This window comes from Pirellulales bacterium (assembly GCA_036267355.1).
GTDB lineage: Bacteria > Planctomycetota > Planctomycetia > Pirellulales > DATAWG01 > DATAWG01.
In genome coordinates this window covers 21,643-48,504 of record DATAWG010000095.1, presented here as the reverse complement: position 1 = coordinate 48,504, position 26,862 = coordinate 21,643, and the positions used below count along the sequence as shown (strand labels likewise).

17 protein-coding genes are annotated in these 26,862 nt (G+C 61.7%); 8 read left to right on the top strand and 9 right to left on the bottom strand.

Annotated features, from left to right (window positions below; translation table 11 throughout):
• Positions 1–77: 77 nt before the first annotated feature.
• From VHX65_14745 to VHX65_14720, 6 genes are all read right to left on the bottom strand, one after another.
• Positions 78–1,334, bottom strand: coding sequence for a DUF1501 domain-containing protein (locus tag VHX65_14745; protein ID HEX3999806.1), 1,257 nt, complete (start codon positions 1,332–1,334; stop codon positions 78–80).
• A 170-nt stretch (positions 1,335–1,504) separates the two neighbouring features.
• Positions 1,505–2,908 (bottom strand): DUF1800 domain-containing protein, encoded by a 1,404-nt coding sequence (locus VHX65_14740; GenBank protein HEX3999805.1) that lies wholly within the window; start codon positions 2,906–2,908, stop codon positions 1,505–1,507.
• Positions 2,909–3,033: 125 nt separating this feature from the next.
• Positions 3,034–4,896 carry a DUF3352 domain-containing protein gene (locus tag VHX65_14735; GenBank protein HEX3999804.1) on the bottom strand — a complete coding sequence of 621 codons (1,863 nt, stop codon included), beginning with the start codon at positions 4,894–4,896 and terminating at the stop codon, positions 3,034–3,036.
• A gap of 241 nt (positions 4,897–5,137) precedes the next feature.
• On the bottom strand, positions 5,138–7,591 hold the full coding sequence (locus VHX65_14730; protein HEX3999803.1) for a hypothetical protein: 2,454 nt from the start codon (positions 7,589–7,591) through the stop codon (positions 5,138–5,140).
• Positions 7,592–7,772: 181 nt separating this feature from the next.
• Positions 7,773–8,942, bottom strand: coding sequence for an aldose 1-epimerase family protein (locus VHX65_14725; protein HEX3999802.1), 1,170 nt, complete (start codon positions 8,940–8,942; stop codon positions 7,773–7,775).
• An 808-nt stretch (positions 8,943–9,750) separates the two neighbouring features.
• The gene (locus tag VHX65_14720; protein ID HEX3999801.1) at positions 9,751–10,098 is read right to left on the bottom strand and encodes a hypothetical protein; all 348 of its coding nucleotides are present in this window, start codon (positions 10,096–10,098) and stop codon (positions 9,751–9,753) included.
• Between the two features lie 45 nt (positions 10,099–10,143).
• Here VHX65_14720 and VHX65_14715 point away from each other — a divergent pair, with 45 nt between their 5' ends.
• The 3 genes from VHX65_14715 (at position 10,144) to VHX65_14705 (ending at position 13,957) form a co-directional block, all read left to right on the top strand.
• A complete protein-coding gene (locus VHX65_14715) occupies positions 10,144–10,539 on the top strand; it encodes a hypothetical protein (GenBank protein HEX3999800.1) in 396 nt (131 codons plus the stop codon).
• 375 nt (positions 10,540–10,914) lie between these two features.
• Entirely contained in the window at positions 10,915–12,222 is a 1,308-nt protein-coding gene (locus VHX65_14710; protein HEX3999799.1) for a hypothetical protein, read from the top strand.
• Positions 12,223–12,226: 4 nt separating this feature from the next.
• Positions 12,227–13,957: a formylmethanofuran dehydrogenase subunit A gene (locus VHX65_14705; GenBank protein ID HEX3999798.1), complete on the top strand. Its 1,731-nt coding sequence runs from the start codon at positions 12,227–12,229 to the stop codon at positions 13,955–13,957.
• A gap of 208 nt (positions 13,958–14,165) precedes the next feature.
• Here VHX65_14705 and VHX65_14700 read toward each other — a convergent pair whose 3' ends face one another.
• From VHX65_14700 to VHX65_14690, 3 genes are read right to left on the bottom strand one after another with little or no spacing between them, the layout of a single operon-like run.
• Entirely contained in the window at positions 14,166–14,726 is a 561-nt protein-coding gene (locus tag VHX65_14700; GenBank protein HEX3999797.1) for a DNA-3-methyladenine glycosylase, read from the bottom strand.
• A 38-nt stretch (positions 14,727–14,764) separates the two neighbouring features.
• Positions 14,765–15,838: an RluA family pseudouridine synthase gene (locus VHX65_14695; protein ID HEX3999796.1), complete on the bottom strand. Its 1,074-nt coding sequence runs from the start codon at positions 15,836–15,838 to the stop codon at positions 14,765–14,767.
• A 30-nt stretch (positions 15,839–15,868) separates the two neighbouring features.
• Positions 15,869–16,954, bottom strand: coding sequence for a hypothetical protein (locus tag VHX65_14690; protein ID HEX3999795.1), 1,086 nt, complete (start codon positions 16,952–16,954; stop codon positions 15,869–15,871).
• Positions 16,955–17,657: 703 nt separating this feature from the next.
• Between VHX65_14690 and gyrA the strand changes: the two genes are divergently transcribed.
• The 5 genes from gyrA (at position 17,658) to VHX65_14665 (ending at position 26,615) form a co-directional block, all read left to right on the top strand.
• Positions 17,658–20,444 carry a DNA gyrase subunit A gene (gene gyrA, locus VHX65_14685; protein ID HEX3999794.1) on the top strand — a complete coding sequence of 929 codons (2,787 nt, stop codon included), beginning with the start codon at positions 17,658–17,660 and terminating at the stop codon, positions 20,442–20,444.
• A gap of 141 nt (positions 20,445–20,585) precedes the next feature.
• Entirely contained in the window at positions 20,586–21,914 is a 1,329-nt protein-coding gene (locus VHX65_14680) for a UDP-glucose/GDP-mannose dehydrogenase family protein (GenBank protein HEX3999793.1), read from the top strand.
• Positions 21,915–22,100: 186 nt separating this feature from the next.
• Positions 22,101–22,331, top strand: a complete 231-nt coding sequence (locus tag VHX65_14675; protein ID HEX3999792.1) for a DUF2905 domain-containing protein — start codon at positions 22,101–22,103, stop codon at positions 22,329–22,331.
• A 129-nt stretch (positions 22,332–22,460) separates the two neighbouring features.
• Positions 22,461–22,967 carry a DinB family protein gene (locus VHX65_14670; protein HEX3999791.1) on the top strand — a complete coding sequence of 169 codons (507 nt, stop codon included), beginning with the start codon at positions 22,461–22,463 and terminating at the stop codon, positions 22,965–22,967.
• Positions 22,968–23,057: 90 nt separating this feature from the next.
• Positions 23,058–26,615: an SNF2-related protein gene (locus tag VHX65_14665; GenBank protein HEX3999790.1), complete on the top strand. Its 3,558-nt coding sequence runs from the start codon at positions 23,058–23,060 to the stop codon at positions 26,613–26,615.
• Positions 26,616–26,862: the final 247 nt, after the last annotated feature.

Below are 26,862 nucleotides of genomic sequence, written 5' to 3'. Positions count from 1 at the left end.
AGCTACCGCCGCTTTTGACAGGCCTGCGGCATGTGCGGCGCAGCGCCGGGCCGCCGGCAGTGCGATCGCAGGCCGGTTCAGCTTCGCACGATCCGCACCGGGTGGAAATCGCCGTCGAGCACCGGTTTGCTGGAGATGCCGAGCCATTGTTCTAGCACGGCGGCGTAGACCTGCCGGAAATCGGTGTGGTGGCGGAGCTTGTCCATCACCAAATCGCTGAGGCTCGGATGCGCGCCGATCACGCCCGGGCGCACGCGGCCGCCGATCAAAAACATCGGAGCGGCCGAGCCGTGGTCCGTTCCTTGGCTTTGGTTTTCCTTCGCGCGGCGGCCGAATTCAGAGAACGTCATCAGCAGCACGCGGTCGCGATGGCCGCGGGCCGACATGTCTTTGAAAAACGCGGTGGCGGCTTCCGACAGCTCGCGCAGCAGATTGGCGTGGATCGTCAATTGGTTGGCATGCGTATCGAAGCCGTTCAGCGTGACATAGAAAATGCGAGCTCCGATGTCGGCCTCGATAAGCTGGGCGACAAGTTTCAAGCGCCCGGCCAGCCCGCTATCGGGATACGGCACGGAGGGCTGATAATTTTGCGACAGATCGTGGAGTCGGCGGCTGTTGGCGTAGGTGTTCACCGCGGTGTGGCGCACGAAGTCGAGCAGCGCGGCGCGGCCCGAGCTATCGCTTGCCGGAGTGCGGCGGGCGGCATCAAGTTCGATCAGTTTGCGCTGGCGATCGTGGTCTGCCCGGCTGGCGGCGAACGTTTGCAGTTGAAATTCTTGCAAGCTGGTGAGCGACGGCACCTTGGAGGGCGCTCCGGTGAGTGCCAGCCAGCTTTGTTCATTCGGCGCCGCCACGTGAAATGCCGGGCTCGCCGGCATCTGCACCAGCGATTTGCCGAGCCAGCCTTCGGTCAACTCCTCGGCCAGACTCGCGGATTGCCAAATATCCATCGAGCGGAAGTGCGATTCGTTCGGATTCGGATAGCCGACGCCTTGCACAATCGCCAGCGCCTGATCTTGGACCAACTCGGCAAAGCCCGCGAGCGACGGGTGCAGGCCGATCGAGTCGTTGATCTTTTTCAAATTGGCCGTCGGAATGCGGAGCGCCTTGCGGAGCTTTGGATAGCCGTCGTCGGCGAACGGCACGACGGTGTTCAGCCCATCGTTGCCGCCGGTGAGCTGCACGACGACAAGAATCGTTTCCTTGGCGCCCGGCTTGTGGGTCGACGGCACGGCGGCAGCGGCGCGGCTCAAAAACAGCGGAGCCGTTTGCCCGCAGGCCACAATGCCCGCGGCCGTCATTGAATTCGCGAGGAAAGTGCGGCGGTTGTGCATGGTTGGCCTCCGGTGAGAGGGATGGCTGGATGCGGATGCAAGTACTCGTTTTGAGCGGTTGGAAACTCAGTTCCGATTTAAGGATAACTTTTGGCTTCGAACCGCTCACCCGGGCCCTCTCGCGCGCGGGAAGAGTGAGCTGACGAGTTGTTAATCCTTCGGTCGGCCCGTTAGTTCAACTGAAACTCGGCTTGTGTCAGCAGCAGATGACAAACGGCTCGCACGCGGTGGTCTTGTTGATCCTGCGCGCTCCAATAGGCAGGATATTTTTGCTTGTGGGCTCCGGCCAAATAGTCGAGCAGGCTGGCGCGGGCATCGGCAGGAATATCGTCTTGCAGAAACAGGCGAACGAAGAAAGCGACGATTTCGTCGTCGGAATGCTTGCCGCGCTTGCGAGCCAGCTCGGCCGGATCGGTGCGGCGGCCGAATCGATTGTCTTGCGTCGAAGTGATATTCAGGGCCAAGTTATGCCGCAGCAGCAGCGTCGTGGAATTGATCCACACGTCGCCTCCCGGCCAGCCCTTCACCGATGGCGGCGAGAACAGCCGCTGGCCCAAACCCTCGAGCGCGTCGGCCAACGGAATCGCACCGACATGGCCTTCAAGGGCGCGCACGATGCCGACGGCGAAATCGACCGGCGATTTGATCTGGGTGCGATAGACTTCCGGCGAGAAGAACAGGTTCGAGCGGAGCATGGTTTCGACCAGTTCGCGAAGGTTGTAGTCGCTTTGGCGGAACCGCGTGGCAAGCGGCTTGAGCAGTTCGGGAGAAGGGACGAGCGTTTCGCTGACGAAGAGGCGAAATAGCTTGCCGGCGATAAAATAGGCGGCGGCTTCTTGCTCGAGGCAGATTCGAACGATGTCTTCGCCGCCGAAGTTTCCGCGCTGGCCCAAATATTGTTTCAGGCCGTCGTCGTGTTGCGCGGCATTGAATGCAAACTTGTTGTCTCTTATTTCCCAGCCGGTGAAAGCGCGGGCCCCCTCGCGAACGTCTTGCTCGGTGTAGTGGCCGATGCCGAGGCAGAAGAGCTCCATCAGCTCGCGGGAATAATTTTCGTTGGCGGTTCCCTTCTTATTCAAGCTGGTATCGAGCCAGATCATCATCGCCGGATCCTTGGAGATTTCGGCGAGCATCGTGCGGAAGCTGCCCAAGGCATTGCGGCGCAGCAGTTGGTTCTGATCGAACATGTAGCGCAAGTTGCGGACCTTCGCGTTGCTGGTGGCGAAATGATCGTGCCAGAAGAGCGTCAGCCGCTCTTGCAACGGATGGGGCGTCTGCAGAATGCGAAGCAGCCACCAGGCACGCAATTCGGCCTCGTTGGTGTAGTCGAGCGAAGCGGCGATATCGGCCATTTGCCGCTCGAATGCTTGCTGCACGAGTGCCGGTTGGGCGGTGCCGCCGGCGAGTAGATTGCCGATCGTTTTCTCCGGACCGTCGGCAAGCGATCTATCCAACTCGTCGGAGCTCGCGCTGAAGCCGGCGCGGCGATAGAGATGGCCGACCTTGGCGAGGTTCCAAGGATTTTTGGCGTCGGGGTGGTACGCCTTCCAAGCCCAGTCGGGATCGATGGCCATTGGAAATCAAGCTCCTTGTGGCACGACTATAATAGGGCTCGGCCGAAAAATAACTTCCGCTTTTCGAACCCCTCACCCGCCTCTTCCGCAAGGGGGGGCCTGCGGAGAAGTTATTTTTCCCTAGTCTAGGGCACAATCCGGACGTCGAACTCGTAGCGGTTCGGCTCGATGCGCGTGTTGGTTTCGAGCGTTCCGAGCTGGTCGATCAGATTCAACAGCAGCGATATTTCTTTCGCTGCTCCCTCGGGACTATTGCCTTGCTCGAGCATATTTCGCGTAATGAATTGTTTCTTGAAGTAGCCGAGATAATCGGAAACACCGCCCCAGACGAGCCGGCTATGCACGGTCGTGACGCTGGAATTCGCTGCGCTCCGGCCATTTGCGCTGCCACTGCTCGGGCCGCCGCTGCTTGGGCTGCCGGGTTGCGAAGCCGCGTTGGCAGGCGATTCTTTTTGCGACGCTTCTTTTTGAATCGTGTCGACCAGCTGGCGGGCCAATTCGTGTGTCGAACTGATGATGTATTGGTTGCCGACCTTTGCACGGCAGGGGCTGAAGTTGAAGAGCCGGCCCCCGGCGCGGGCTTTGTTGGCGTCGTTCTCCACGAACCGGTAGCCGCTGATTTTTACGCCCTTGTAGGTTTCGTCGATCGAATCGAGCGGCACCTGCAAGCCGGCCAAGAAGGCGAGACCGATGAGCGGCTTGTCGATCGCGCTAGCGAAGGAATCCGGCGTGCGCAGCTCCATCACCCAGGCGAAGGCCGGATAATGCGTATCGCTCTGGAACGAATAGCCGGTGTTTTCTTGCCGCGCGACGACGAACCTGTGGCGTGTGCCGGAGAATTCGAGGAATTGGCTGAATCGAGTTCCTTGCAGAATCGCTTCCGATCGCTTGTCGCCCGCTTCGAATTGCTTCACCAGTTCGGCCGGAAGAAGCACCGTCCGCTGTTTCCAGAATTCGCCCAGATCGAGGTAGAAGCTTGTGCTGTAGAGCGTTCCTTCCGGGCAGAGGAGCGGCAGGGCGCCGGGCTGGCCCGGCGGCGGCACATGGGCCCGCACGAGTTCGTGCATGCCGTCGGTGCCGCGCGGCAATTGCACGGCCAGCGCCAGACCGCCGCTCTCCGGCCGAATCGATGCCACGAGGCAAGGCGACCGCCGCGCCACGTCGAGAAAGCCGCCGAACAACACATGCTCCGGAAAAAACGTGCTGGGCAACTGAAACAGCGTTTTTACCTCGGGCGATTGGTGGGCGTAGTTCAGGCTGAGCCACGCCCAGGCCAGCGAGTCCGGCGCGACGAGCGATCGGCCCTCCGCGAGCGCCTTGTCGTCGAGCAGGTTCGGTTTCGTCGGATCGAGATGCTGATCGATGGCCGTATGCAATGTCTGCGGCAGGTTGCTGTAGACGAGTGCCGCGTCGAGCGCCGCGGCATAGAGATCCTTGCCGACCTGATACGTCTCGATGCCCCGATAGGTTTCGGATTTGTAGCTTTCGGTCGTTCCTTGGCGGGCTTGTTCGTCGGCCACCATTGCGCGAAGGTTTTGGAAGAAGCGAGCGGTGAGTTTCGGATCGCGTCCTTGCAGCACAAGCAGAACCGGGGCCGGCTGTTTGGGTTGAAATTTCACCGCCACCACGATCCCGCCACCGGCGACTTGATCGAGCAGATCGGGCCACGAATGACCCAGCTCGCTTTCGAAATGGGCGACAAGCTGGCGGAACAGTTGATAGTTGGTCGAGCCGATGAAGTCGCGATAGCCGCGAAAGCCTTGCAGTTCCGGCTTGCCGGCGAGCAGGACTATCAGATCGGCAATCGCCCGCGGCTTCTCCACTTTGAGCACAAAGTCGGCCGCCGGCGCGACGAGGCGAAGCGGTTCGGCTGGCGCGGCCGATGCCGTGGCAGGCCGCGCCGCGGATGGTGGCGCGCAGACACCGATCGAGGGCGAGGAGCAAGCCACCGCGACGATCGCCGCAGAGAGGAATCTTGACCGAATCATTGCGGACCTCCGATGGTTTTATGGCCGGCGTGCGGAATCGTGCTTCGCAGCGCATCGAAAAGCAATCGGCAAATCCTCGGCCCGTTTGCGGCTTTGCGGCCCCGATACACAGCCGCGCGACGTAACCACGATTCTGCGATATCAATCTGTATATCGCAGTCGGGCGCCGGCATACAAGCTTATACCCGTAAAAGAGGGACGCGGTTGCTGCATTTTCAGCCGAGCGTGTCCGTGGCTGCCGTCAGCGGCGTACCTGCCATTCGCCGCTGCGCGCGATTTCGATCGTCACCGCGACTCCGTCGCACATGGTTTGGAACGTCGAGCGCGCGGCGTCGTGGTTGGTCGAGGTGGCGGCATCGAGTTTGGCCAGATCGGCGTCCGGCGGATGCGGCACGACGAGAAGGTTCAGATACGCCGCCTGGCCGGCTCGCATCGCAAGCCTGGCGTAGGCCGTGCGCAGGTCCAGATCGCGTTGAATTTCGCGATACATGCCGAGCCGGGCGCGTGGCACGATTTGCTTGCCGACCCTGGTGCCCATCGGACCGGAGAAATAAGCGCTCATGCCCCGGCGATAATGGCGGGTGTCGCCGAGAACGCAGGAAGGATAGGCACATTCGCCACGCGTGGAAAAACGGTTCGGCCCCTCACTGTCGATCGAATACATCTGCCAGAGCGAAAATGCCGGGCGGCCGTCCGCGCTCGCGCCGGGTCGAATGTCGTCGCGGACGGCCAGCACCCCTTCACGAGTAAGCACGATTTGGCGAATCAGGCCGCTGTCGAATGTCCCGTAGCTCGAGTACTCGAGCCGTGCCCAACAGTCGTCGCCATGCCGCTCGGTGCGGACATTTTTCAATAGCGCCAGCAGCGACGTCTCCTCGACCGGCATCCAGGACCGAGAGTCTGTCGTCGGCCGAAGCTGCGCACTGGGCCGTCCGCGGCCGGACAGGCCATCGGGGGGGCCGCCGAACCATTTCACATCGCAAAGCAGTTCGACGTATTTTTGCGGATCGAACTTGAGCGGCGAAAAACTTTTGAGCGTGCATCCATTCCCGTCGGCGAGGACGCGGATGGCCCGCGCTCCGGGCTGTTTTCCAGCGGTCACCGAATGGCTGTTCCCGCGCCAGGATCCCTGCGACAGATCGCAGACCGATTTTGTTCCGCCGGGGCCGGACAGCCGCAGATTGTCGAGCACGAAACCTCGATCGACCGATTTCTTGCGATCATCGGTGCGCAGCGAAACCGCATCGATTCGGGCGCTGCCATCCGCTTCGGTCAGTCGGTCTGCCGGAATGGAAACGGTCCGCCATGTGTCTGCTGGCCAAACGGGGTCGGGCTCGCTAGCGCCGGACTGGCCAAGGAAGATCTGGTTCGCACGGCTCGCTCCGCTGATGTAGCGGCCATATTGATAAAACAGCGGCACATGATTCGATTCGTAATAACCGATCGATGCGACAAATTCCGGCTGGCAATGGTCTCCCTGGCCCAGTAGATCCATCAGGATCATCGGCGCTGCGGGCACGAGCGATGGCCGCAAAATGAGGAAACCGGGCCGCTCGCCGCCGATTCTGGCGATGCGCCGCGTGACACCCGAGACAAACTCCGCTTGCGGCGCCGGCCCGCGCCGAATCGGAAAATCGTCGAGCAACTGCGGCATCACGTGAACACAACTGTGGATCGCGCTACTGATATTGGTGTCGCGAGCGGGGCCCGACTGGATCAACAAATTGAAATAGCGCCGCGCAGCGGCGGAAAAAGTTGGCTCGTGGTAGAGCGCCGCGGCATATTCCAAGAAGATCGGCGTGCACGCATAGCGATTGGGCGAAAAATAGCCGGCCCCGAATTCCGGCAGGAAACCGTTCGGGCTGATCGCATCCCGAAAATTGGCAAACATTCGCTCGAAGGTCGGCGATCGGGCGATCTCGTCCTCGCGGCCCAGATCGCGTGCGATTTGAATGAAGAAAACCAGCGACACCTCGAAATAGTTGCGCGAATCGGTGTAGAGATCGCCGTCGTGAATGAACCGTGTAAACGCCTCGTTCACCTTCGACGCGGCCGACGCGGCCTCGGGCATGTCGGGATAGAGCCGTCGGGCGAGCAAGCAGGCATACAATCGCGCGAGATCCTGATTGCCGTCGCTCGTCGGCCAATGCTTGTTGAGTTGTTCGAGACCGTCGAGCGTAAACCCGCGCAGCGCCGGCTCCCACTCCGCATCGAATCGACCCGCGGCCTTGAGCATGATGGCCGACTTGAGAACCGGGTAAAATCCGAAGCAATCGTGGCTGACAGCCGGATTGCCGTCGGTGTAGCCGATCAAGATGCCGAAAAGATCGTGGCCGCGGTCGAGATATTTGTTTCCGCCGCCGGACTGCGAAAGCCACAGCATCGCGGTAACGACATCGCCGAGTTGAGAATGCTTGAGCCGCTTGATCGCCACGTCGTCGGCCGGAGCAAAAAAATGGTCGGCCATGTATTCGTAGCGCTCGCGGTAGAATGCGCGATAATCGGGCGTGCCATCCGCCGCGAAAAAGATCTTCGGGTCCGCGAACGGCGCCTTGCCGACAACACATTCGACGGAAGCCGCGGTTCCACCGGCGACGGCCGGTGGCGTTTTCGCGGGATCCGCCGCACGGGACCGTGAGAGCAGAAATGGCAGAGCCGGCAGCAACGCCGCAAGAAGAAGAAAAATGCGATTCACGAATGCTCGACTTTTTGGGGCAAGATCGACTGCGAAGTTCCTGATGCAGCTTGACAAATAGACACGGCGACGACGATTGTGCGGCGCCATGCCCATTGCCTTGAGCGGGCATGTGCCTCGCTCGGATCATGCCCCACGCGACGCCGCCTGGGCATGGCACCCGGCGTGGCAACAAAGTCCATTATGATCCGGCGCGAGTCCAATCGGGCGCGGGATCGCTACAAATTTCCGCCGGCGCGAGTTGTTGCAGCCGCTCGATCGCCGATTCGGCTTGCGCGACCGACGCTCGGTCGCCGTGGGCTTCGATGGCGAATTCGAAGCGGACCGTTTCGCCCGGAGTCAAGCGGCGCACTCGACCATGTTCGGCTTCGAACGACCTGACGTTCGGAAAATTGGTGCCCGGCTCCAGGCCAGTCACGTAGCCGTCCTGCCGAGGTGGAGGGTTTTTCCAGAGCGTGAAGCAAGGCAATTCAGCGGTCGAAAACCGCAGATTGACCCCGCGATCGCCGGCAGCGTTTCGCAGGAGCACTCGGCTGCGGTGGTCGGGCTCGGCGAGAAGCTGAAAATAGTAGCACTGCTCACCGCCGGGGTGCGGCTCGCCGAATCGATCCCACTCGTCCAAACCTCGGGCGGCGGCGGCGTCACGCGGCATCATCCGCCGCACGGGCGCGATAATCCGCGAGCCCGGCTCCAACAGCGGCGGGCCGAAATTCGTGTGATACAGCAATTGCATTTCGCCGGGGCTGGCCGACAAGTTCGTCACTTCATCCGTGAGGCGCACGCCCGGTTCGCCGGGACAAGTCCGCAAGGTCGACGTCAGCCGCAGCTTGTGAAAATGAAAGCGGCATTCGTCCACCACGCCCGTCACTGCCAATTCGCCCGACTCCGAGTCCGACTGCACCACGAGCCGATGCGCCGGCAGATTTGCGATGCGTCCGTGCAGCGGATATTCAAGCGTTCCGCGAGCATCGAATTGCGGCGCGCCGTTGCTCAACAGTCCGCAGCGCGAAAGCAATTCATCAAACCCCTCGAGCCAGCCCAGGCCGCCGGGATCGAAAACGGGGACGAATCGCGGATGCACGGGGCCCCGCGCCGGCGAATCCCAACCGATGGCCCAATCGCCGAGCCACGCTTTCCAGAGATTCATCCCGCGCTGCGGCAACAGCCCCACACGAAATCGCCCGTTGTCGATCGTCAACAGTTCGACGCCGTCGCGCAGGCCGCCACGCAGCGTCTTGAGCGACACACTGCAACCGGGCAATCCCAGCTCCGTGGCGGAGAGCAAACAAGCGTCGCGATGAATATCGGCAGTCGTGTCGGGCGAGAGGTCGATGAGGGTCCAGGTTTTCATCAGTGCGGTATCGGACGGAGCCGAACAGTAGGTTGACTGCGCCATGCCGAGGTCTACAGACTGACGGCAGCGCGGGGCGTGGATGAGCCGATAATTTAGCGGCAAATCCGCCACGCCGCGAGGTTCGTCGGCCGTCGCACTCCACGTTTTGATTATGATCGCTTCCAAAGTCGGAGGCGATGGAATCGCGAGTGGACGAAGGCCGATCGTGCGGCTGCCCGCGAAATTCAAATCCTACTTGCCAGACATACTTGCTGAAGGCTTGCAGGCTGAATATGATGGACCCAATTGGCCGGGTCCCCAGTTCGACGGGGGAGCGATCAGGAGATCATTCGAGTTGCGGCTATTCAGCAGTAGCTCGAATCAAGTGACAGCCAACGCCGGTGGACATGCCAAGTTCGTCTGTCCAAGTTGGCTTCGTCTGTCATGGCCGCTGGCAAGAAGTGTAGCCGCCGGCAAGTCGTGTAGCCGCTGGCAAGATTCGTCGCGGAAGTTCGGGTATCTTGAGCCTCATCTAGTTCGATCGTTCAATTCCGTCGCTTTATGTTTTCGTTTGGCTGCGCGCTCGCGCATCGTGGTATGCCGTTTTGGAAGTTTTCGGTTGGGAATGCGTTGCATTCGGGGGAGTTGCAATTGCAGCCAGGGTGGTTCGGCCGCGACCGTCGGAACACGGTCGCGTCCAATGGCTGGCTCCTTTCCAATCGGCGATGCCCGAATTCGTAGAGATTGAGTTGCAACGCGGAGAATTCATTCCGGCGGTTCGGCGGTGATTGTTTTCCGCGTGTTAGTTCGCGAGTACAAGGCAATATTATTCCAGGGTCGACAAGTTCTTAGGGATGAGAAGAGGCAAGCCGCCGAGCGAAAGCCAGCAGGCGATCGCGCGGCGAGTCGGTTGTGCGCCAAGAGGTGTGTCAACTTGCTTTTCATCCGTTCGCTTCGGCGAACCGCACGCGGGGAACTTGCAATGAGTATCGCGGATTGGGATCCGGCGGCCTGCAATGGTCGTGCCGGACTCCCTGAGTCTGTCAAAGAAAATCAATCGCAACATTTCAAATCCGACCATCTCGAAGCGGATCAGTTTAAGCCCGACTCGACGGTCGAAAAAGCACCCAATGAGTGTGCAAAAGCGGCTCCAAAGCCCGAGCACGCCTTGCATCGTCTGGCGGCTGTTCGGCGGGAACAGGGCGTTTCATTGCGGAACATGGCACGCCGCCTCGGTACGGACGTCGCAAGCGTCTTGCACCAGGAACAAGAAACCAGCGACTTGCCGCTCACCATGCTCTATGAATGGCAGCGAGCCCTCGATGTGCCCGTGGCCGATCTGCTCGTCGATTCCGATGCGCCGCTATCGGCCCCCGTGCTGGAGCGGGCACGGCTTGTAAAGGTGATGAAAACGGTCGTCGCCATCATGGAAAAGGCGCAAAGCAACTCGCAGCGGCGAATGGTGACCATGCTCATGGAACAATTGATCGAGATCATGCCCGAACTGCGCGAAGTGTCGGCGTGGCATTCGGTCGGCCAACGGCGGACGCTCGATGAATTTGGCCGGGCCATCGAACGCACCATGCCCGAGGATTTGCTTCACCGGAATCGGTAATTAACGTCCGATCACTCTGCTCGACAACGACTTACCCCCGCGGATATTTTCTAGATGCCTTTTCTCTACAACCATTTGCTTGCCTCATCGATAAGCCGGACATTTGCGCGAATTCGCTCACGTCTCGGTTCGTCGATCGCTTCCGCGGGGCGATTTCTATTCCGACGGCCGGCAATGGCCCGCTACCGGAAATCAAATTCCGACGCATCGCGGCATCCTCCCGTTGTCGGCGGCAGGCGTTCTCAACCTCCGATGAACATCTGGTAGTCGCGCGGGGCGCAGCAATTACGACGTGGCGGTATCTGTGGGGCGGCGGTGTTCGGATGCTACAATGCGGCCGGTGCTTCGATTAGCTCGTCCGCCGTGGGTGCCGAATTGTCCGAATCCGTGCCAACCGCCAGCGTCGTCGCGGACGTTCCGTGTCCGTTCTGTGCGTGCTTGTGCGACGATCTGAAACTGACCGTGTCGGGCGGACGAATCGTCGCCGCGGCAAACGCTTGCCCATCGGCGCGGCAGCAGCTCTTGGCGCCCGGCCGGCGTCGCGGCGAGAATTGCCGAATTGCCGGCGGCCCGGCATCGCTCCAACAGTCGCTTCAGCGGGCCGCCGAAATCTTGCTCGCAGCCCGCTATCCGTTGTTTTGGGGTTTGCGCCGCGCTAGTTGCGAAGCCCAACAAGCGGCGGTCGAAATCGCCGAGCGTTCGCGTGGCGCGATCGACATTGCCGCCCATGGTTCCGGCGAGCGGAACCTCGACACACTGCAAACGGTCGGCGAAGTCTCTTGCTCGCTCGGCGAAATTCGCAGCCGGGCCGATCTCGTCGTCGTCTGGAATGCCGATCCCGTGGCCGACCTGCCGCGGTTTTTTGAACGCTACGCTCCGCAATCGCTCGGGCAACCCGGCGGATGCCCGCTCGTCGTCGTCGATTCGCGTTCGACCGCGACGGCGGCTATCGCAAGTCAGCACCTGCGAATCCACCCCGGCAGCGAATTCGAAACCGCGACGGTGCTATGGGCTCTGGCAAAGCGGCTCACGCTCGATCCGCGCCAAATCGAACGGCAAACGGGCGTGTCGCTCGCGCAGTGGCAAGAGCTCGCGGCGAGCATGTTGCGATCTCACTATGGAGTGTTGCTCGATGACGGTACGGATTCGCACGGTACGAATTCGCACCGCGCGATCGCCTCGCCGATTGCCGGCTTGGTGCGCACGTTGAACGAGCGCCGGCGCTGGGTTTCCTTGCGGCTCGCAAAAGTGTCGAACACAAATGGTGCGGAACAGGTGCTCGGGTGGCGAACCGGATTCTCGCGGGCCGTCGATTTCTCGCACGGCTTCCCGCGCTACGATCCAACTGCGTTCGCCGCCGAATCGCTGCTGGAACGCGGCGAAGTGGACGCGGCAATTCTGATCTGCGACGGCCCGCCGGTAAGTTTGCGCCACGCGGCCCAATCGCATTTGCAGCAAATCCCCAAAGTGTCCATCGATTGGCGAGAACCGCCGGCTTGGCCGGACGCCGACGTGACAATCCGCGTCGCCGTGCCCGGCGTTGAAGCTGGCGGCACGATGTTTCGCATGGATGGCGTGCCGCTCTCGCTGCGGCCGGCGCTCGCTGCTAATACGAACGCACCCGCCGATTTCGAAGTTCTGCGCATGTTGCAATCCGCACTGCGGCCACCGGGCAGGAGTTGAGCCGATGTCGACTTCCTCGAACCTGCTCAAAATCGCCGGGGCGACGGTGTACGATCCCGCCCACGGCGTAAATGGCGAAGTGCGCGATATTTGGATCGATGGCGGCCAAATCGTCGCGGCGCCGGCCGATCCGGCCGCCCGGCCCGCAACGACGCTCGATGCGGCGGGCTTGGTGGCGATGCCCGGCGGCGTGGACATGCATTGCCATATCGTCGGGCCGAAAGTGAATGCCGCGCGGCGGATGCGGCCGGAAGAAAAGCGGTCGCCCGCCGCGGCGCTCCATGCCCGAAATTCACCGCCTGGAGCTGAGGGCGGAGCGATCCGCAGCGGCACGCTCGGCAGCACGCCCAGCACCGCCGCTACCGGCTACCAATACGCCGGCTTGGGCTACACAACCGCATTCGACGCCGCGATCGCTCCACTCGCTGCCCGGCATGCCCATCTCGAATTCGCCGACACGCCTTGCATCGACCGCGGCTGCTTTATCCTGATGGGCAACAACCACTATCTGATGCAGGCGATCGGCCGCAACGAGCCGCAACTGGTCCGCGCCTTCATCGCGTGGCTGCTGCGGGCGACAGGCGGATTCGCTCCGAAATTGGTCAATCCCGGCGGCGTCGAACGTTGGAAGAGCGGGCAACTCGCCACCGCCACCGATCTCGACACCGCGATCGACGGTTTCCCGACGACTCCGCGGCAAATTATCCGCTCTGTTGCCCGAGCGGCGGCCGAATTGCACCTTCCCCACCCGGTGCATATCCATGCAAACCATTTGGGAATGCCGGGCAATTGGAATACCACGCTCGAAACAATGCGGGCGCTGGAAGGCCATCGGGCCCATCTGGCCCATATCCAATTCCACAGCTACGGCGGCGATGCAACGAAGGCCGGCACATTTTGCTCGGCCGCCCTGCCGCTCGCCGACTATTTCAACACGCACGAAAATATCTCAGTCGACGTAGGGCAAGTGCTCTTCGGCGCGACCACGAGCATGACCGGCGATAGCGCGGTGGGGCATTACTTGAGCCGGCTGCACGGCGCGAAGTGGTTTAGCCATGATGTCGAATTCGAGGCCGGCTGCGGCGTCGTGCCAATCGAATACAAACCAAAAAGCCTGATCCACGCCTGGCAATGGGCGATCGGTCTTGAATGGCTCCTTCTGGCAACCGACCCGTGGCGAATCGCGCTTTCGACCGATCATCCCAACGGCGGCTCGTTTCTGGCCTATCCGGAAGTGATTCGCCTGCTGATGGACCGCACCTATCGGGCCGACGTGCTGCGAACCATTCATCCGCGCGTGCGCGAGCGATCCCTATTGGCGTCGCTTGATCGAGAATATTCGCTTTCGGAAATCTGCATCATTACACGTGCCGCACCGGCCCGATTGCTCGGGCTTTCGCGCAAGGGACACCTCGGCCCCGGCGCCGATGCCGATGTGACGATCTATTCGCCGTCGGCCAATGCGGCCGAAATGTTTCAACTGCCGCGCTATGTGTTCCAGGCCGGGCGACTGGTGATCGAAAATGGCGAACTGCGGCAAGAAGTGTTCGGCAAGACGCTGCATGTCGCTCCGCAATTCGATCCGGCCGACGAAGCGCCGATCGCGCGCTGGTTCGACGAGCATTATTCGATCCGCTTTCGCAATTATCCGGTCGATGAATCGTATCTCGGCGAGCATCAGTCGGTTGACTGCGTCCAACGAGTTGCATCCGCGACGGAGTGTCGGGCTACGTAGCCCGCCGCTCCGCGGCGGATGGCTCGTGTGGCACTGGCAAGCGCAGTCTGCCAGTGCGAGCGCCGCGCGGCGCAGTTTATTCAGAGCGGCCGAAACGTTTGCTCCCGCACCCGTGCCAAGCGAAGCAAGGAATGAAATTTCGACTCGCCTGCCGGCACTGCCAGACTGCGCTTGCCAGTAGCACACGGCGGGAGGCGATTCTTATCGATCAATGCTGGTGCAGCACGAAGCGATACGGCTTGCTTTTCCAATCGCCGGCGTAGTCGACGCCGATGCGCGGGGTGCGGCGGATTTGGCCGCGGCGGATCGCCTGGCCGTGGTCTTCGATCCACAGCCCGCTCGCCGGCGCGACCGGCATGGCGTTGAATCTCTTGTCGATGCCGAGGGCCTTGGTAAGCCGGCCGGGGCCGCGATAATTGCCGGCCCCGCGAATCAAAACGCCCGACGCGGCGCCGTCGCGATCGGTGACGACATTGAGCATCCAATACATGCCGTAGACGAAATAGACATACCAATGCGCGGGCGGACCGAACAACACGGTGGTGCGCGGCGTGAGGCCGGCCCGGCCGTGGCAGGCTTCGTCGTGGGCGCCGATATAGGCCTCGGTTTCGTGAATTTGAAATGCGTCTTCCGCGGATTCCCCCGCACTATCGCTTTCGCGCCGCACGACGATGTATTTGCCAAGCAATTGCCGCGCGACCACCAGCGCGTGCCGCGCAAAGAATTCGGGCGGCAGGATTTTCCGGGTTGGCGTCACGCCGCTCGTCACTTGGCGTCCTTGATCATGAACCGACGCAGAACAGCGAACTACGAATGAAGCGCGCGAAAGCGGCGTAGTTCGGTTCGCACTGTTTCGATGTCCGCGGGCAATGGGGCGATGAATTCAAGGCGCTCGCCGGTTTGCGGGTGGGCGATCGCGAGCCGCAATGCGTGCAGCGCTTGGCGATCCAAAAGCAGCGACGCGTCACTCACATCGCCGCTCAATTCGCCGCGCGTGATTTCCGCCCGGCCGCCGTACAAGCGATCGCAGAGCACCGGGCAGCCGATATGGTGCAAGTGGACGCGGATCTGATGCGTGCGGCCGGTGCGGGGAAGAATCCGCACAGCGGCAAAACCGGCAAACCGCTCGACAACTTCGTAAAACGTTTTGGCCGGGCGGCTCGTCGGATGATCGCGGCGGATCGCCATTTTTTCGCGCTGATAGGGATGGACGCCGATCGGCAAATCCACCGCGTCGCGGTCGCGATCCGGATTGCCGACGACGATCGCGAAATACTCCTTCTCGACCGACCGCTCTTCGAACTGCGCCGAAAGCGCGAAGTGAATCTGGTCGGTCTTGGCGACAACCATGACGCCGCTGGTGTCGCGATCCAGGCGGTGGACGATTCCTGGTCGCGCCGGGCCCCCCGCACCGCTCAGCCGATCGAAATGAAATTGCAGGGCGCTGGTCAGCGTGCCGGCCCAATGCCCTTTGGCCGGATGCACGACCATTCCCGGCGGCTTGTTGATCGCCGCCAACCACTCGTCTTCATACAAGATATCGAGCGGGATATTCTCGGGCTGCGGCGCTTCGCGAGGGATCGGCGGAAGCCGAACGCTGATCCGCTCGCCGAGCCGCAGGCGATGGGCCGCTTTGGCACGCCGGCCATCGACCTCGATCGTGGCCGCATTGACGGCGCGGCGAAGCTGCACGCGGCTATGCGTCGGAAACTGCTGCGCTAGAAATAAATCGAGCCGCTGGCCGATCGAATCTTCGCCGACGATGCGCTCGACCGGATCGCCGGGCGGAGCGTCTGCCGCTTCCGCCGATTCGGGGTGTAGGTCGAGGTCGCTTTCGCCGTCGCCGGCAGTCGGTTCGTCGGCAGTCTCTTCTTCAGCCACGGCGAGAACGATCGGGCGTTGGGCGACGATTCAAGATTTTTTGTCGCTGGTGGCGGGAGGGGTGGAATTGCGGTCCGCCGGCGGTTTGCTGTCGGAAGGTTTGGGGGCTGTTGCCGACGGGGCCGGCGGCGCTGCGGACTTTGTATCGGGCGGCTTTGTATCGGCAGCCTTCGTGTCGGCAGCCTTGGTATCGCTGCTCTTGTTTTCCGCAGGCTTGGGAACGGTCGGAGCTGTGTCGCTGGATTTCGGTTTCTCAGTTGTTTTGTCCGCGGGCTTTTGAGTTTCGCCCGGCTTGGTTTCGGCGTTCTTGCCGGCTGTCTTGGCCTCGCCCGGCTTCGATTCTTTCGCCGGAGATTTGCCGGTATCGGGCGTCGGTTCGGGCGGAGGCGTTTTCGATTTGCCGCTGAATTGCGACAGCGGTTCGAGTTCGGGCGGAAAGGCCAGCGAATTGTCGCCGGTCTTATCGGTCCCCTTTCCGAAAACATGCGACGGCGGTTGGACGGCGGCAAACCAATCGTAGCGGGTTTTTGTCGATTCGCGGGTCAAGCTGTCCAGCCGTTGCTTCGCTCGAGCAAAATAGGCCCCGGTGGGATAATCCGTGACGATTTGCTCGTAGGCCTTGCGTGCGTCCTCGAGATTCTCGGCCTTGCAGAGCGATTCTTCCGTCTGACCGATGCCGTATAGCGCATGCTCGCGGATCAAGGGATCGACGCTGTTCGCCAGCACGGTTTTGTACATTGTCAAGGCGCGATCGAGCTGAGTGTGGGCCGCCGCTTTTTCCGTAAACCATTCGGTCACGCCTTCGTTCAGGTCCGCGTCGGCGAGCACGAGCCGCGCCCAATCGGTCGTCGGCCGCTTTGCATTGGCTTCGGCGAGCAATTCGAGTTCGCTCGCCCCGTTTGAACCGCCGTTCAAGCCGGCCCAAAGCTTGTTCCAGCTTTCGCGCCGTTCGACCTCGGTGCGATGGGCCATGAACAACAGCGCTGCCCAAAGCACAAGCCCGGCCAGCAACAGCCCCACCACAGCCTTCATATAAGGCTTCACCACCACGAGGCCTTCCCCCACGCGGTCGGCGAGCCAATTCGTTTGCAATTCGTGACGACGTTCGGTTTTCATGAGAACTCGTTGAGGGATTTTCAGCGTGAGATTTCACGCAAAGCATTTACGGAAGGGAGTATACGTCTATTATTCGAGGGGCGTCAAGGCCGGGCGGCCCGTGGCGGCGATTGGCGAGGTTCGGACGAAGCATGCTCACGCGGAGCCGCGGGGAATGCGGAGAGACGGGCGGAAGGGATTCGGTTTGCTTCAAGGCGGCGGCCGCCCAGTCTCCTCCGATTCCGAGACCACGCCAGCGCCGTTGGTTGCTTCAGTTTGTCGTTCGCCTTCCCATTTCCGTCCACGGGATAGCTGCTTAGCACTCCGACAAGCCCGCATCGAACGCCGCCTTTCAGAGAAGAGAATTCGCCGCCGAAAACGGATTTACCGAATCGGCCCGCTCGTCGCCAATTCGATCACGCGTCGGATCGCTAAATCGGTATCCGGGCCGATCTTGCAAGAGTTCGATCGGGCACGGGCCGGCTCTGTCGGCGAGACGGTAAATCGGGTATATTTAGCGATTCGAAACAGGCCGTTGGCAGCGAGGTTTTGCCGACTGCCGCCAGCCGGCTCCCGCCTGCATTCGTGACCACGAAAGGATTCTGTCTTGCCCTCCGATTCTGACGAGCCTGAACTGCCCGACGAGCCCGAAGCCGAAGACGGCGCAAGCGACCACGCCAGCAGCGCCGGCGGCGATGGCGCCTCGTCCGAATTTCGCCGCTTGATGACCGGCAAAGTCGTCGATCTGCCGATCGAGCAAGAGCTGAAGGATAGCTATCTCACGTATGCGATGAGCGTGATTGTATCGCGGGCATTGCCCGACGTGCGCGATGGTTTGAAGCCGTCGCAGCGGCGGATTCTTGCGGCGATGAACGATCTGCGGCTCACGCCCGGGGCGGCGCGGGTGAAGTGCGCCAAAATTTGCGGCGACACCAGCGGCAATTATCATCCCCACGGCGAGGCGGTGATCTATCCGACGCTTGTGCGCATGGCCCAGGAATGGAACATGCGCCATGTGCTCATCGACAAGCAAGGCAATTGGGGCTCGATCGCCGGAATGCCGCCGGCCGCCATGCGGTATACCGAGGCTCGGATGTCGGCGCCGGCCGCCATGCTGTTGGAAGATCTCGACCTGGACACCGTCGATTTCATTCCGACCTACGACGAAAAGCGGCTCGAGCCGACCGTGCTGCCGGCGAAGTTTCCAAACCTGCTCGTGAACGGGGCGAATGGCATCGCGGTCGGCATGGCCACGTCGATCCCGCCGCACAACTTGGGCGAGGTGTGCGACGCGCTGGTGGCGCTGATCGACAAGCCCGATCTGTCGGGCGACGAACTATTGCAGATCGTGCCGGGGCCGGATTTTCCCACCGGCGGCATCATTCTCAGCCGGGCCGGCATTCGCCGCGGCTATCTCACCGGCCGGGCCACGATTCCCGTTCGAGCTCGCACGCGCATCGAAGAGCATGGCAAGAACCGCTTTCGGATCGTGGTCAGCGAGATTCCGTTTCAGCAGTCGCGCGATCCGATCGTCAAGCGGATCGCCGATTTGGTGAACGAAGATCGCGTCAAAGGGATTTCCAATATCCGCGACGAAAGCGATCTGGAAGAGCCGGTGCGGATCATTCTCGAACTGAAGCGCGACGCCGATCCCGAGATCGTGCTCAATCAGCTCTATCAGTTTTCGCCGCTGCAAGATTCGTTCTCGCTGATTTTCCTGGCCCTGGTCGACGGCAAGCCCCGCGTCCTGACGTTCAAGGGAATGCTGGAGGAATTCTTGCGCCATCGCGTGCAAGTCATCCGGCGGCGAACGCAATTCTTGTTGAACAAAGCGCGGCAAAGAAAACACGTCGTCGAAGGGCTGCTGCTGGCGCATGCCAATATCGACGAAGTGATCCGCGTCATTCGTTCGTCGAGCACCACGGCGGAAGCCAAATCGCGATTGATGGAAATTCAGTGCCCCAAGGCGCTGATGGCCCGCGCGCTTGGCGAGACGGGCTTCGAAGCGTTCTTGGCCGAGCGCGGCGATGCCGAAAGCTATTCGCTCACCGCCGTGCAGGCCGAAGCGATTCTCCGCATGACGCTCGGCCAGTTGGTGAATCTCGAGCAGGAAAAGCTGGCCGACGAATATCGCAAGCTCCTAAGCGAAATCGGCGAATACCTGCACATTCTCTCCGACGACCGGCACATCCGCGACATGATCCGAGCCGATGTGCTGGAGATGCGCAAACGATTTGCCAATCCGCGCCGCACCGAAATCAGCGGCGAGGAAATCGGCCATGTCGACATGGAAGACCTGATCGCCGAAGAGACGATGGTCGTGTCGATCAGCCACAACGGCTACATCAAGCGCACGGCATCGAGCGTCTATCGGGCCCAGCGCCGCGGCGGCAAAGGCCTTACCGGCGCCAAGACGGAAGACGAAGATCCGATCGCCCACCTGTTCGTCGCCAGCACGCACGATTATCTGTTGTTTTTCACCAATCGGGGCAAAGTGTATTGGCAAAAGGTCTACGATCTGCCGCAATTGAGCCGCGAAAGCCGCGGCCGGGCAGTGGTGAATTTGCTGAATTTCGCCGAGGGAGAGCGGATCGCCGATTGCCGCGCCGTGCGCGATTTTAATACCGGATATTTTCTCATGATGGCCACGCGCAAGGGCCTCGTGAAGAAAACTCCGCTCGAACAATATAGCCGGCCGCTCAAGGGCGGAATCATCGCCATCAAGCTCAAAGACGACGATGAATTGATCGATGTCGTCGTGACTAAACCGGGCGACGAAGTGGTTCTTTCCACCGCCGACGGCATGGCGATTCGCTTCCACGAATCCGACGCCCGGCCGATGGGCCGCAACACCAGCGGCGTCAAAGGCATCGGCCTCCGCGCCGACGACCGGCTCGTGGGCATGGTCGTGGCCGAGCCGGAAGCCACGCTGCTGACGGCCTGTTTGCACGGCTATGGCAAGCGGACGCTCTTCGGCCCGAATACGCCCGTTGCGGTCGCTGTCGGCGAAGAGAGCCCGGGTGCGGCGGGCGGCCCGGCCGCTGACGAAGAAGCCAGCGAAGCCGCCGAAGAGCAACCGAGTGAAGCGGCTGCCGAGATGGGCGGCGACGAGGACGATTCGGCCGACGACGCATCGTCGCAGCATCGCTATCGCGCGCAGCGCCGCGGCGGCAAAGGGCTGCGCGACATCAAGACGACCGATCGCAATGGTCCAGTGATCGGGATCGCCGCCGTGCACGACGACGACGAACTGCTGATGATGACCGCTCGCGGCAAGATCCAACGGATCGCGGCCCGGGAGATCAGCACCATCGGGCGCAATACGCAAGGTGTGCGGATCATGAGCCTGGACGACGACGATTCGCTCGCGGCGATCGTGCGTGTTCCCCGCGAAGAAGCGGCCGAAGCCGCCGCCGAAAATCCGCCGATCGCTGCTCCGCAAGACGAAGCGGGCGGAATCAATGCCGATGTGCCCGAAAACGGCGATGCGTCCGGGAACGGTGATGCGTAGTGGCGGTCGCGCTGAATGTCTTGACGCGCAAAACCGCAAGCGAGCCGCATCGCGTTGCCGGGTGGTCTTCATTTTGCTTCGTGCCAGAGGGCTCCGTGTTCTCAAACCCCTCCATGAATCCATCCGGATGGTAGGTCCTGCATGAAGATCGCGGTTATTGGCACGGGTTACGTTGGCCTGGTGACGGGCACCTGTTTCGCCGAAAGCGGCAACGACGTCACCTGCATCGATATCGACGAGCGAAAGATCGCCCAGCTCCGGCGCGGCGAAGTGCCGATCTACGAGCCGGGGCTGACCGAGCTGGTGGTGCGCAATTCGCAAGCCAAGCGTTTGAGTTTTTCCACCGACGCCGCCCTTGGATCGAAAGATTGCCGGCTGATTTTTCTCGCCGTCGGCACTCCGCCGACCGCCGACGGCTCGGCCGATCTGACCAGCTTGTGGCGGGTGATCGAGCAGCTTGCCGCGCATCTTTCGCCGCAGTCGATCGTGGTGACCAAAAGCACCGTGCCGGTCGGCACCAACGCCCGCTTGCGCGATCGGCTTCGCGAATTGACGGGCCGCGAATGCGACGTGGCGAGCAATCCCGAGTTCCTGAAGGAAGGGGCCGCGATCGACGACTTCATGAAGCCGGATCGGGTGGTCGTCGGTGTGCGACGGCAGGAAGTGGCTAACGCGCTGTATAGTCTTTACGCCCCGTTTCTGCGAACCGAAAAGCCGTTTCTGGTGATGTCGCCCGAAAGCGCGGAAATGACCAAGTACGTCGCCAATGCCCTCTTGGCCACCAAAATCAGTTTCATCAACGAAGTGGCCAATCTCTGCGAGCGGATGGCGGCCGATATCGACGACGTGCGGCGCGGCATCGGGCACGATAATCGGATCGGCTTCTCGTTTCTGTTCCCGGGCGTCGGCTATGGCGGAAGCTGCTTTCCCAAAGACGTGCAAGCGCTGGTGGCAATGGCCCGCGACCTCGGCATTCAGCCCCAGCTATTGGAGGCGGTGCATGACGTCAATCTGCGGCAAAAGATGGTGTTGGGCCAAAAAATTGAAAAGCATTTCGGCGGCAAATTGAGCGGCCGCACCGTCGCCATCTGGGGACTGGCCTTCAAGCCTCGCACCGACGACATCCGCGACGCGCCGGCACTGTCGCTCCTCGACCGATTGCTGGCGCTCGGAGCAAAGCTGCGCGTTCACGATCCCGTGGCGATGGACAACGTGCGGCGAACGTATGGCGACCGCCTGCAATACTGCAAGTTGCCCATGGATGCACTCGACGGCGCCGATGCACTGGCGATCGTCACCGAGTGGGGTGAATTCCGCCGCCCGGATTTCGACGAGATGCATCGCCGCATGCGAGCGCCCGTGATCTTCGATGGCCGCAATCTCTATAATCCAGTGGAGATGCAAGCGAGCGGGTTCACCTACCACTGCATCGGCAAAACACCCGTCGAACCGGGAGCGGGCGACGACTAGAAGCAGTTTGACAGTTTCGAAACCGCAAGGCGGAAGGCGACAGTCCCCGTTTTTCTCCGAAAACCTACGCAAAACGGGGACAGTCCCCGGCGGTTCTGCTACGCAAACGGGGGACGGTCCCCAGCGATTCTGAAACTGCTGCTAGTGATGGGTGTGCCACGTCGCGTTTCACACGATCGCCGCCATATGAACACCGCACCGAACTTCGGCTGGATGTTGATCGTCGGCGGCTTGGCGCTGGCCGCGATCGGCGCGATTTGGCTCTTCGGCCCGTCGATTCCTTGGCTCGGTCATCTGCCGGGCGATATCCACATCGACCGGGGCAACACGAAGTTTTACTTCCCCTTAACGACTTGCATCTTGCTCAGTGTGGCCGTCAGCTTGATCCTCTGGTTGGTACGGCTCTTCTCGCGTTAGAATAGCGGCGAGCCGGGGTCTGGCTCATTTTTCGGCTTGCGACGCCGATCGGCCGGAAAGCCGAAAAATGTGCCCGACCCCCTTGGATTCGCGCAGTCGTCCGCCCATTAGCCGCTAAGGAGCCGTCCCATGCCCGACGTTTTCGAACTTGCCCGCCCGACCTACAACATGATGCTCGGCTATGCACAGAAGCTTGTGGCCGACGTGCCGGATGAGAAGCTGTGTGCCGAGCCGGCGCCTGGGCAGGTGATGAACCATCCGGCGTTTCTGCTTGGGCATCTGGCATGGGCGCACGATAGCCGGGCTGCGGCGCTCTCGGGCCAACCGCCTGGCCCGGCGGCAAGCGCGGAATGGAAGGAACTGTTCGGCATGGGTGCGAAGCCGTCGACGGATCGGAGCCGTTATCCGTCGAAGGCCGAATTGCTGAAGGCGTTCGAAGAAGCCCACGGCCGCCTCGGCGATGCGGCGGCGAACGCCACCGCGGAAGCGTTGGCCCAACCCACGCCCGAGCCGATGCGCAACCGCTTTCCCACCGTGGGCGCGATGGTGCTGGGCCTGATGACCTCGCACTTTGCAACCCATCTCGGCCAACTCTCCGCGTGGCGCCGAGCGATGGGTTTTCCGTCGGTGTTTTGAGGATAGAATTCTGAGAATTGCGGGAAAGGGCACCATCGGCCCGAACGAGCGCGGCCGCATTTAGCATTGCTAGCAGACAAGGATCGTTTCATGCAACGACCGACGCTTTGGAGCCGTCTTATAGGTGAGTTCGACAGCCATGATCGGAAGAGCGGAACGGAATACTTCCGCAACGGCTTTGCCAACATCGTAGGGGCCGGTCTCGAAGCTCTTGAAGCGAGGGTGGAAGGCTCGCGCAAATCTCCCTATCGCGTTCGGATCGCTTGGCCCGAAGCGCTTGACGGCTACATCCTAGCCGAATGCACCTGCCCGCGGTTCGAGGAAATGGGGAGTTGCAAGCACCTTGTTGCCGCGATCATGGAAGCCGACGCACGCGGCTTCGGCGAGCTGGTGCCGGGCGACCAGCAACTCGATCTGGAAGGTGCGGATATCGGTCTGCGATCACCCGACGGGTTCGACGAGCAGGACGATTCGATCGACGGCCAATTCGTCGAAGACGAGCTCGACGGCGTCGTGTGGGAAGGACCCGATGCGGCGGACGACGGAAATAGTCCCGGTTCGTCGGTCGTTGCTCGATCTGCCCACCGGACGAGCAAGGCAAACCAGCCCCTGCCGCCCCCCTGGAAGAGACAACTGTCGCTGTTGAACGCCCGTCAACAAGCGTCCGCCGCGCCAGATGCCGTTCGAGGCCGTTCCGCCGCCAAACCGCGGCAATTCTGGTATTTGCTCGATCTGGTCGCGTCTCGCGCGAACGGCTCGACTTGCGTAATTCTCGCGGCACGCACGATGAAAAAGAACGGCCAACCCGGAAAGCTCAAAGAAGCTCGGATCGATCGCCTCGACATCGCTCGAGCCGAGTCGCCGGTAGACCGCGCGCTGCTGGAATTGTTGGTGGGCAACCAGCACGACTCGTTCTCGATTTCGCTCTCCATCTACGAGGATTATTCCACCTACGGCGAATTTGCCATCGCGCCGGCGATGGCCGAGATCGTCTTGCCCCGATTGTGTGCGTCGGGCCGATTCGGCTGGTTGCCTCCGGAAGACTGGCCGAAGAGCGACGCCGTCAGGACATTGGCATGGGACGACGGACCGGCTTGGCAGTTCCGATTGCTCGTCTCCAAGACCGACGACGGAAAACAATGGCAATTGGAGGGCAAGCTGGTGCGCGGCGCGGAAGTGGAAGAACTGAGCCGCCCGTTGCTGTTGCTAAACACGGGCATTGTCGTGTTCGCCGATCGCATGGCCCGGTTCGATCCGGCCGGCGGATTTCATTGGATGCAAACCCTGCAAGAGGCGGGGCCTTGGCTGGTGCCCCTCAAGCAACAGGAAGAGTTCGTGACGACGATGGCCGAATTGCCGAGCTTGCCGGCAGTCGAATGGCCGAGCGAATTGAAGTGGGAAGAGGTCAGCCCAACCGCGTGTCCGCAGTTGACCATCGCGAAGTCGAAGCGAAATTGGCAGAACGATTTGAATTGCCTGCTCGAGTTCGACTACGGCGAGCGCTCGGCGGCATGGGGCGCCGGACCGGCGGCATGGTACGAGCCGAGCGCGCGGCGGGCGCTTCGCCGCGATCTTGCCGCGGAAGGCCAAGCCCGGGACCAACTCTTGGCCGCCGGCGCGACGCTCGAGAAATATCGCGCGCCAGACGAGAAAGGGCAATTTTCGTTGAAGCCGGCCAAAATGCCGGCGCTGGTGCGGCAATTGGTGGCGGCCGGCTGGAGGATCGAAGCGGAAGGCAGCGTGTTCCGGCAGCCCGGCCAACTCTCGCTGCACGTCGAGAGCCAGGTCGACTGGTTCGACCTGCGGGGCTCGTGCGATTTCGGCGGCGTCAGCGCGAGCCTGCCAAAGCTGCTTGCCGCCTTGCGCCGGGGGGAGCAGTTCGTCCAGCTCGACGACGGCTCGCAAGGCATGCTTCCCGCCGAATGGCTGGCGAAGTTCGGAAATCTGGTCGAGCTCGGCCATAGCGAGGGAGACCGGGTTCGGTTTTTGCCCTCGCAGGCCGCGCTGATCGACGCCCTGCTCGCGGCGCAGCAGTCGCAACGGATTTCCGTCGATGAGAAATTCGGCCAACTTCGCGAGCGATTGCATTCCTTCGAGGGCATCACGCCGCGTGTCGAGCCGCCGTCGTTCACCGGCGAGCTGCGGCCCTATCAGCGCGAGGGGCTCGGCTGGCTACATTTTCTCGACGATTTCGCATTCGGAGGCTGTCTCGCCGACGACATGGGCTTGGGCAAAACGATCCAGGTTTTGGCACTGCTCGAAGAACGCCGCCAACAGCGCTCGGCACACGGCGACGCAGCAGCCCACGGCGCGGCCGGGTCGACGAGCGCGGCCGGGTCGACGAGCGCAGCCGGCACCCCAAGCGCCGCGGAGGCCGCGACCGCTCCGTCGCTGGCGGTCGTCCCGCGGAGTCTCATCTTCAATTGGATCGAAGAGGCCAAGCGATTCGTCCCCGGTTTGCGCGTGCTCCGATACATCGGCACGGAGCGGCATTCCAATCTCGATCGATTGCACGAGCACGATCTCGTTGTCACCACCTACGGCACCTTGCGGCGCGACATCGCTAAATTCAGCGACCTGCACTTCGACTACGCGATTCTCGACGAGGCCCAGGCGATCAAGAACGCTTCGTCGCAATCGGCCAAGGCCTGCCGGCTCCTGCAATCGCGGCGGCGGCTGGCCATGACCGGCACTCCCGTCGAAAACCATTTGGGCGAACTGTGGTCGCTATTCGAATTTCTCAACCCGGGAATGCTCGGCCAAAATCAGAAGCTGCATGAAAGCTTCTCCTCCAGCCGCCGCGGTCGCCGCGCCAACGGCACGCCGGAAGATGCTCACGAACCCGCCGCCGATCTGGCGCTGCTGTCGAAAGCCCTGCGCCCATTCATGCTGCGCCGCACCAAGCAGCAAGTTCTCAGCGAATTGCCCGCGAAAACCGAACAGACCCTACTCTGCGAGCTAGACGGCCCCGAGCGCAAAATGTACGACGAGCTCCGCGACCATTACCGCCAATCGCTGCTCGAACGCGTCAAGCAAGTCGGCGTCAACAAGTCGAAGATCCACGTGCTCGAAGCGCTACTGCGCCTGCGCCAGGCGGCCTGTCATCCGGGATTGCTCGATAAGAAACTGGCGACCGCCGGAAGCTCGAAGCTCGACACGCTGCTCGAGCGCCTCTCGGAAGTGATTGCCGAGGGGCACAAAGCGCTCGTCTTTTCGCAGTTCACGAGCCTGTTGGCAATCGTCCGCCGGCAACTGGACGCCCGCAAGATCGTCTATGAATATCTCGACGGCAAAACCGCCAAGCGGCAAGAACGGGTCGAACGTTTTCAAACCGATCCCGATTGCCCGTTGTTTCTGATCAGCCTCAAGGCCGGCGGACAAGGCCTGAACCTGACGGCTGCCGACTACGTGTTCATTCTCGATCCCTGGTGGAATCCCGCCGTCGAAGCGCAGGCAGTCGATCGGGCGCACCGCATCGGCCAAGAGCGGAATGTGTTCGCCTATCGCCTGATCGCCCGCGACACGGTCGAAGAAAAGATCGTGCAATTGCAGAACAAGAAACGCGATCTGGCGGACGCCATCATCTCGGCCGACAACAGCCCGCTCCGCAACCTCACCGCCGAGGATTTGCAATTGCTGCTGGGCTGAGACGGCGCCGCATAGAACGGCTTTTCTGCAACCAATGCCGCACGGCCGCGACCGGTTACGTTCCGGATTGGCCCGATCGTCACATAAAAATTTTGTCGACATTTCGCGGGGCAATAGTTGTATCGCTTCCGACCGACGATTAAATTGTCAGGTCCATACGGTTACCGAGCGAGACGGTTAGCTGCTGCGCCGCTCGATCGGACGTAATGTGGACGTGCTTCTCTTTTTCTGACAGTTTGTTTTAGGT

Bases quoted from the DNA above. Each gene is read 5' to 3' on its own strand.
- VHX65_14675 (HEX3999792.1), top strand. From the start codon at position 22,101: ATGAACACCGCACCGAACTTCGGCTGGATGTTGATCGTCGGCGGCTTG.
- VHX65_14670 (HEX3999791.1), top strand. From the start codon at position 22,461: ATGCCCGACGTTTTCGAACTTGCCCGCCCGACCTACAACATGATGCTC.
- VHX65_14665 (HEX3999790.1), top strand. From the start codon at position 23,058: ATGCAACGACCGACGCTTTGGAGCCGTCTTATAGGTGAGTTCGACAGC.
- VHX65_14725 (HEX3999802.1), bottom strand. From the start codon at position 8,942: ATGAAAACCTGGACCCTCATCGACCTCTCGCCCGACACGACTGCCGAT.
- VHX65_14740 (HEX3999805.1), bottom strand. From the start codon at position 2,908: ATGGCCATCGATCCCGACTGGGCTTGGAAGGCGTACCACCCCGACGCC.
- VHX65_14715 (HEX3999800.1), top strand. From the start codon at position 10,144: ATGGCACGCCGCCTCGGTACGGACGTCGCAAGCGTCTTGCACCAGGAA.
- gyrA (HEX3999794.1), top strand. From the start codon at position 17,658: ATGACCGGCAAAGTCGTCGATCTGCCGATCGAGCAAGAGCTGAAGGAT.
- VHX65_14690 (HEX3999795.1), bottom strand. From the start codon at position 16,954: ATGAAAACCGAACGTCGTCACGAATTGCAAACGAATTGGCTCGCCGAC.
- VHX65_14735 (HEX3999804.1), bottom strand. From the start codon at position 4,896: ATGATTCGGTCAAGATTCCTCTCTGCGGCGATCGTCGCGGTGGCTTGC.
- VHX65_14720 (HEX3999801.1), bottom strand. From the start codon at position 10,098: ATGCAAGGCGTGCTCGGGCTTTGGAGCCGCTTTTGCACACTCATTGGG.
- VHX65_14705 (HEX3999798.1), top strand. From the start codon at position 12,227: ATGTCGACTTCCTCGAACCTGCTCAAAATCGCCGGGGCGACGGTGTAC.
- VHX65_14745 (HEX3999806.1), bottom strand. From the start codon at position 1,334: ATGCACAACCGCCGCACTTTCCTCGCGAATTCAATGACGGCCGCGGGC.
- VHX65_14680 (HEX3999793.1), top strand. From the start codon at position 20,586: ATGAAGATCGCGGTTATTGGCACGGGTTACGTTGGCCTGGTGACGGGC.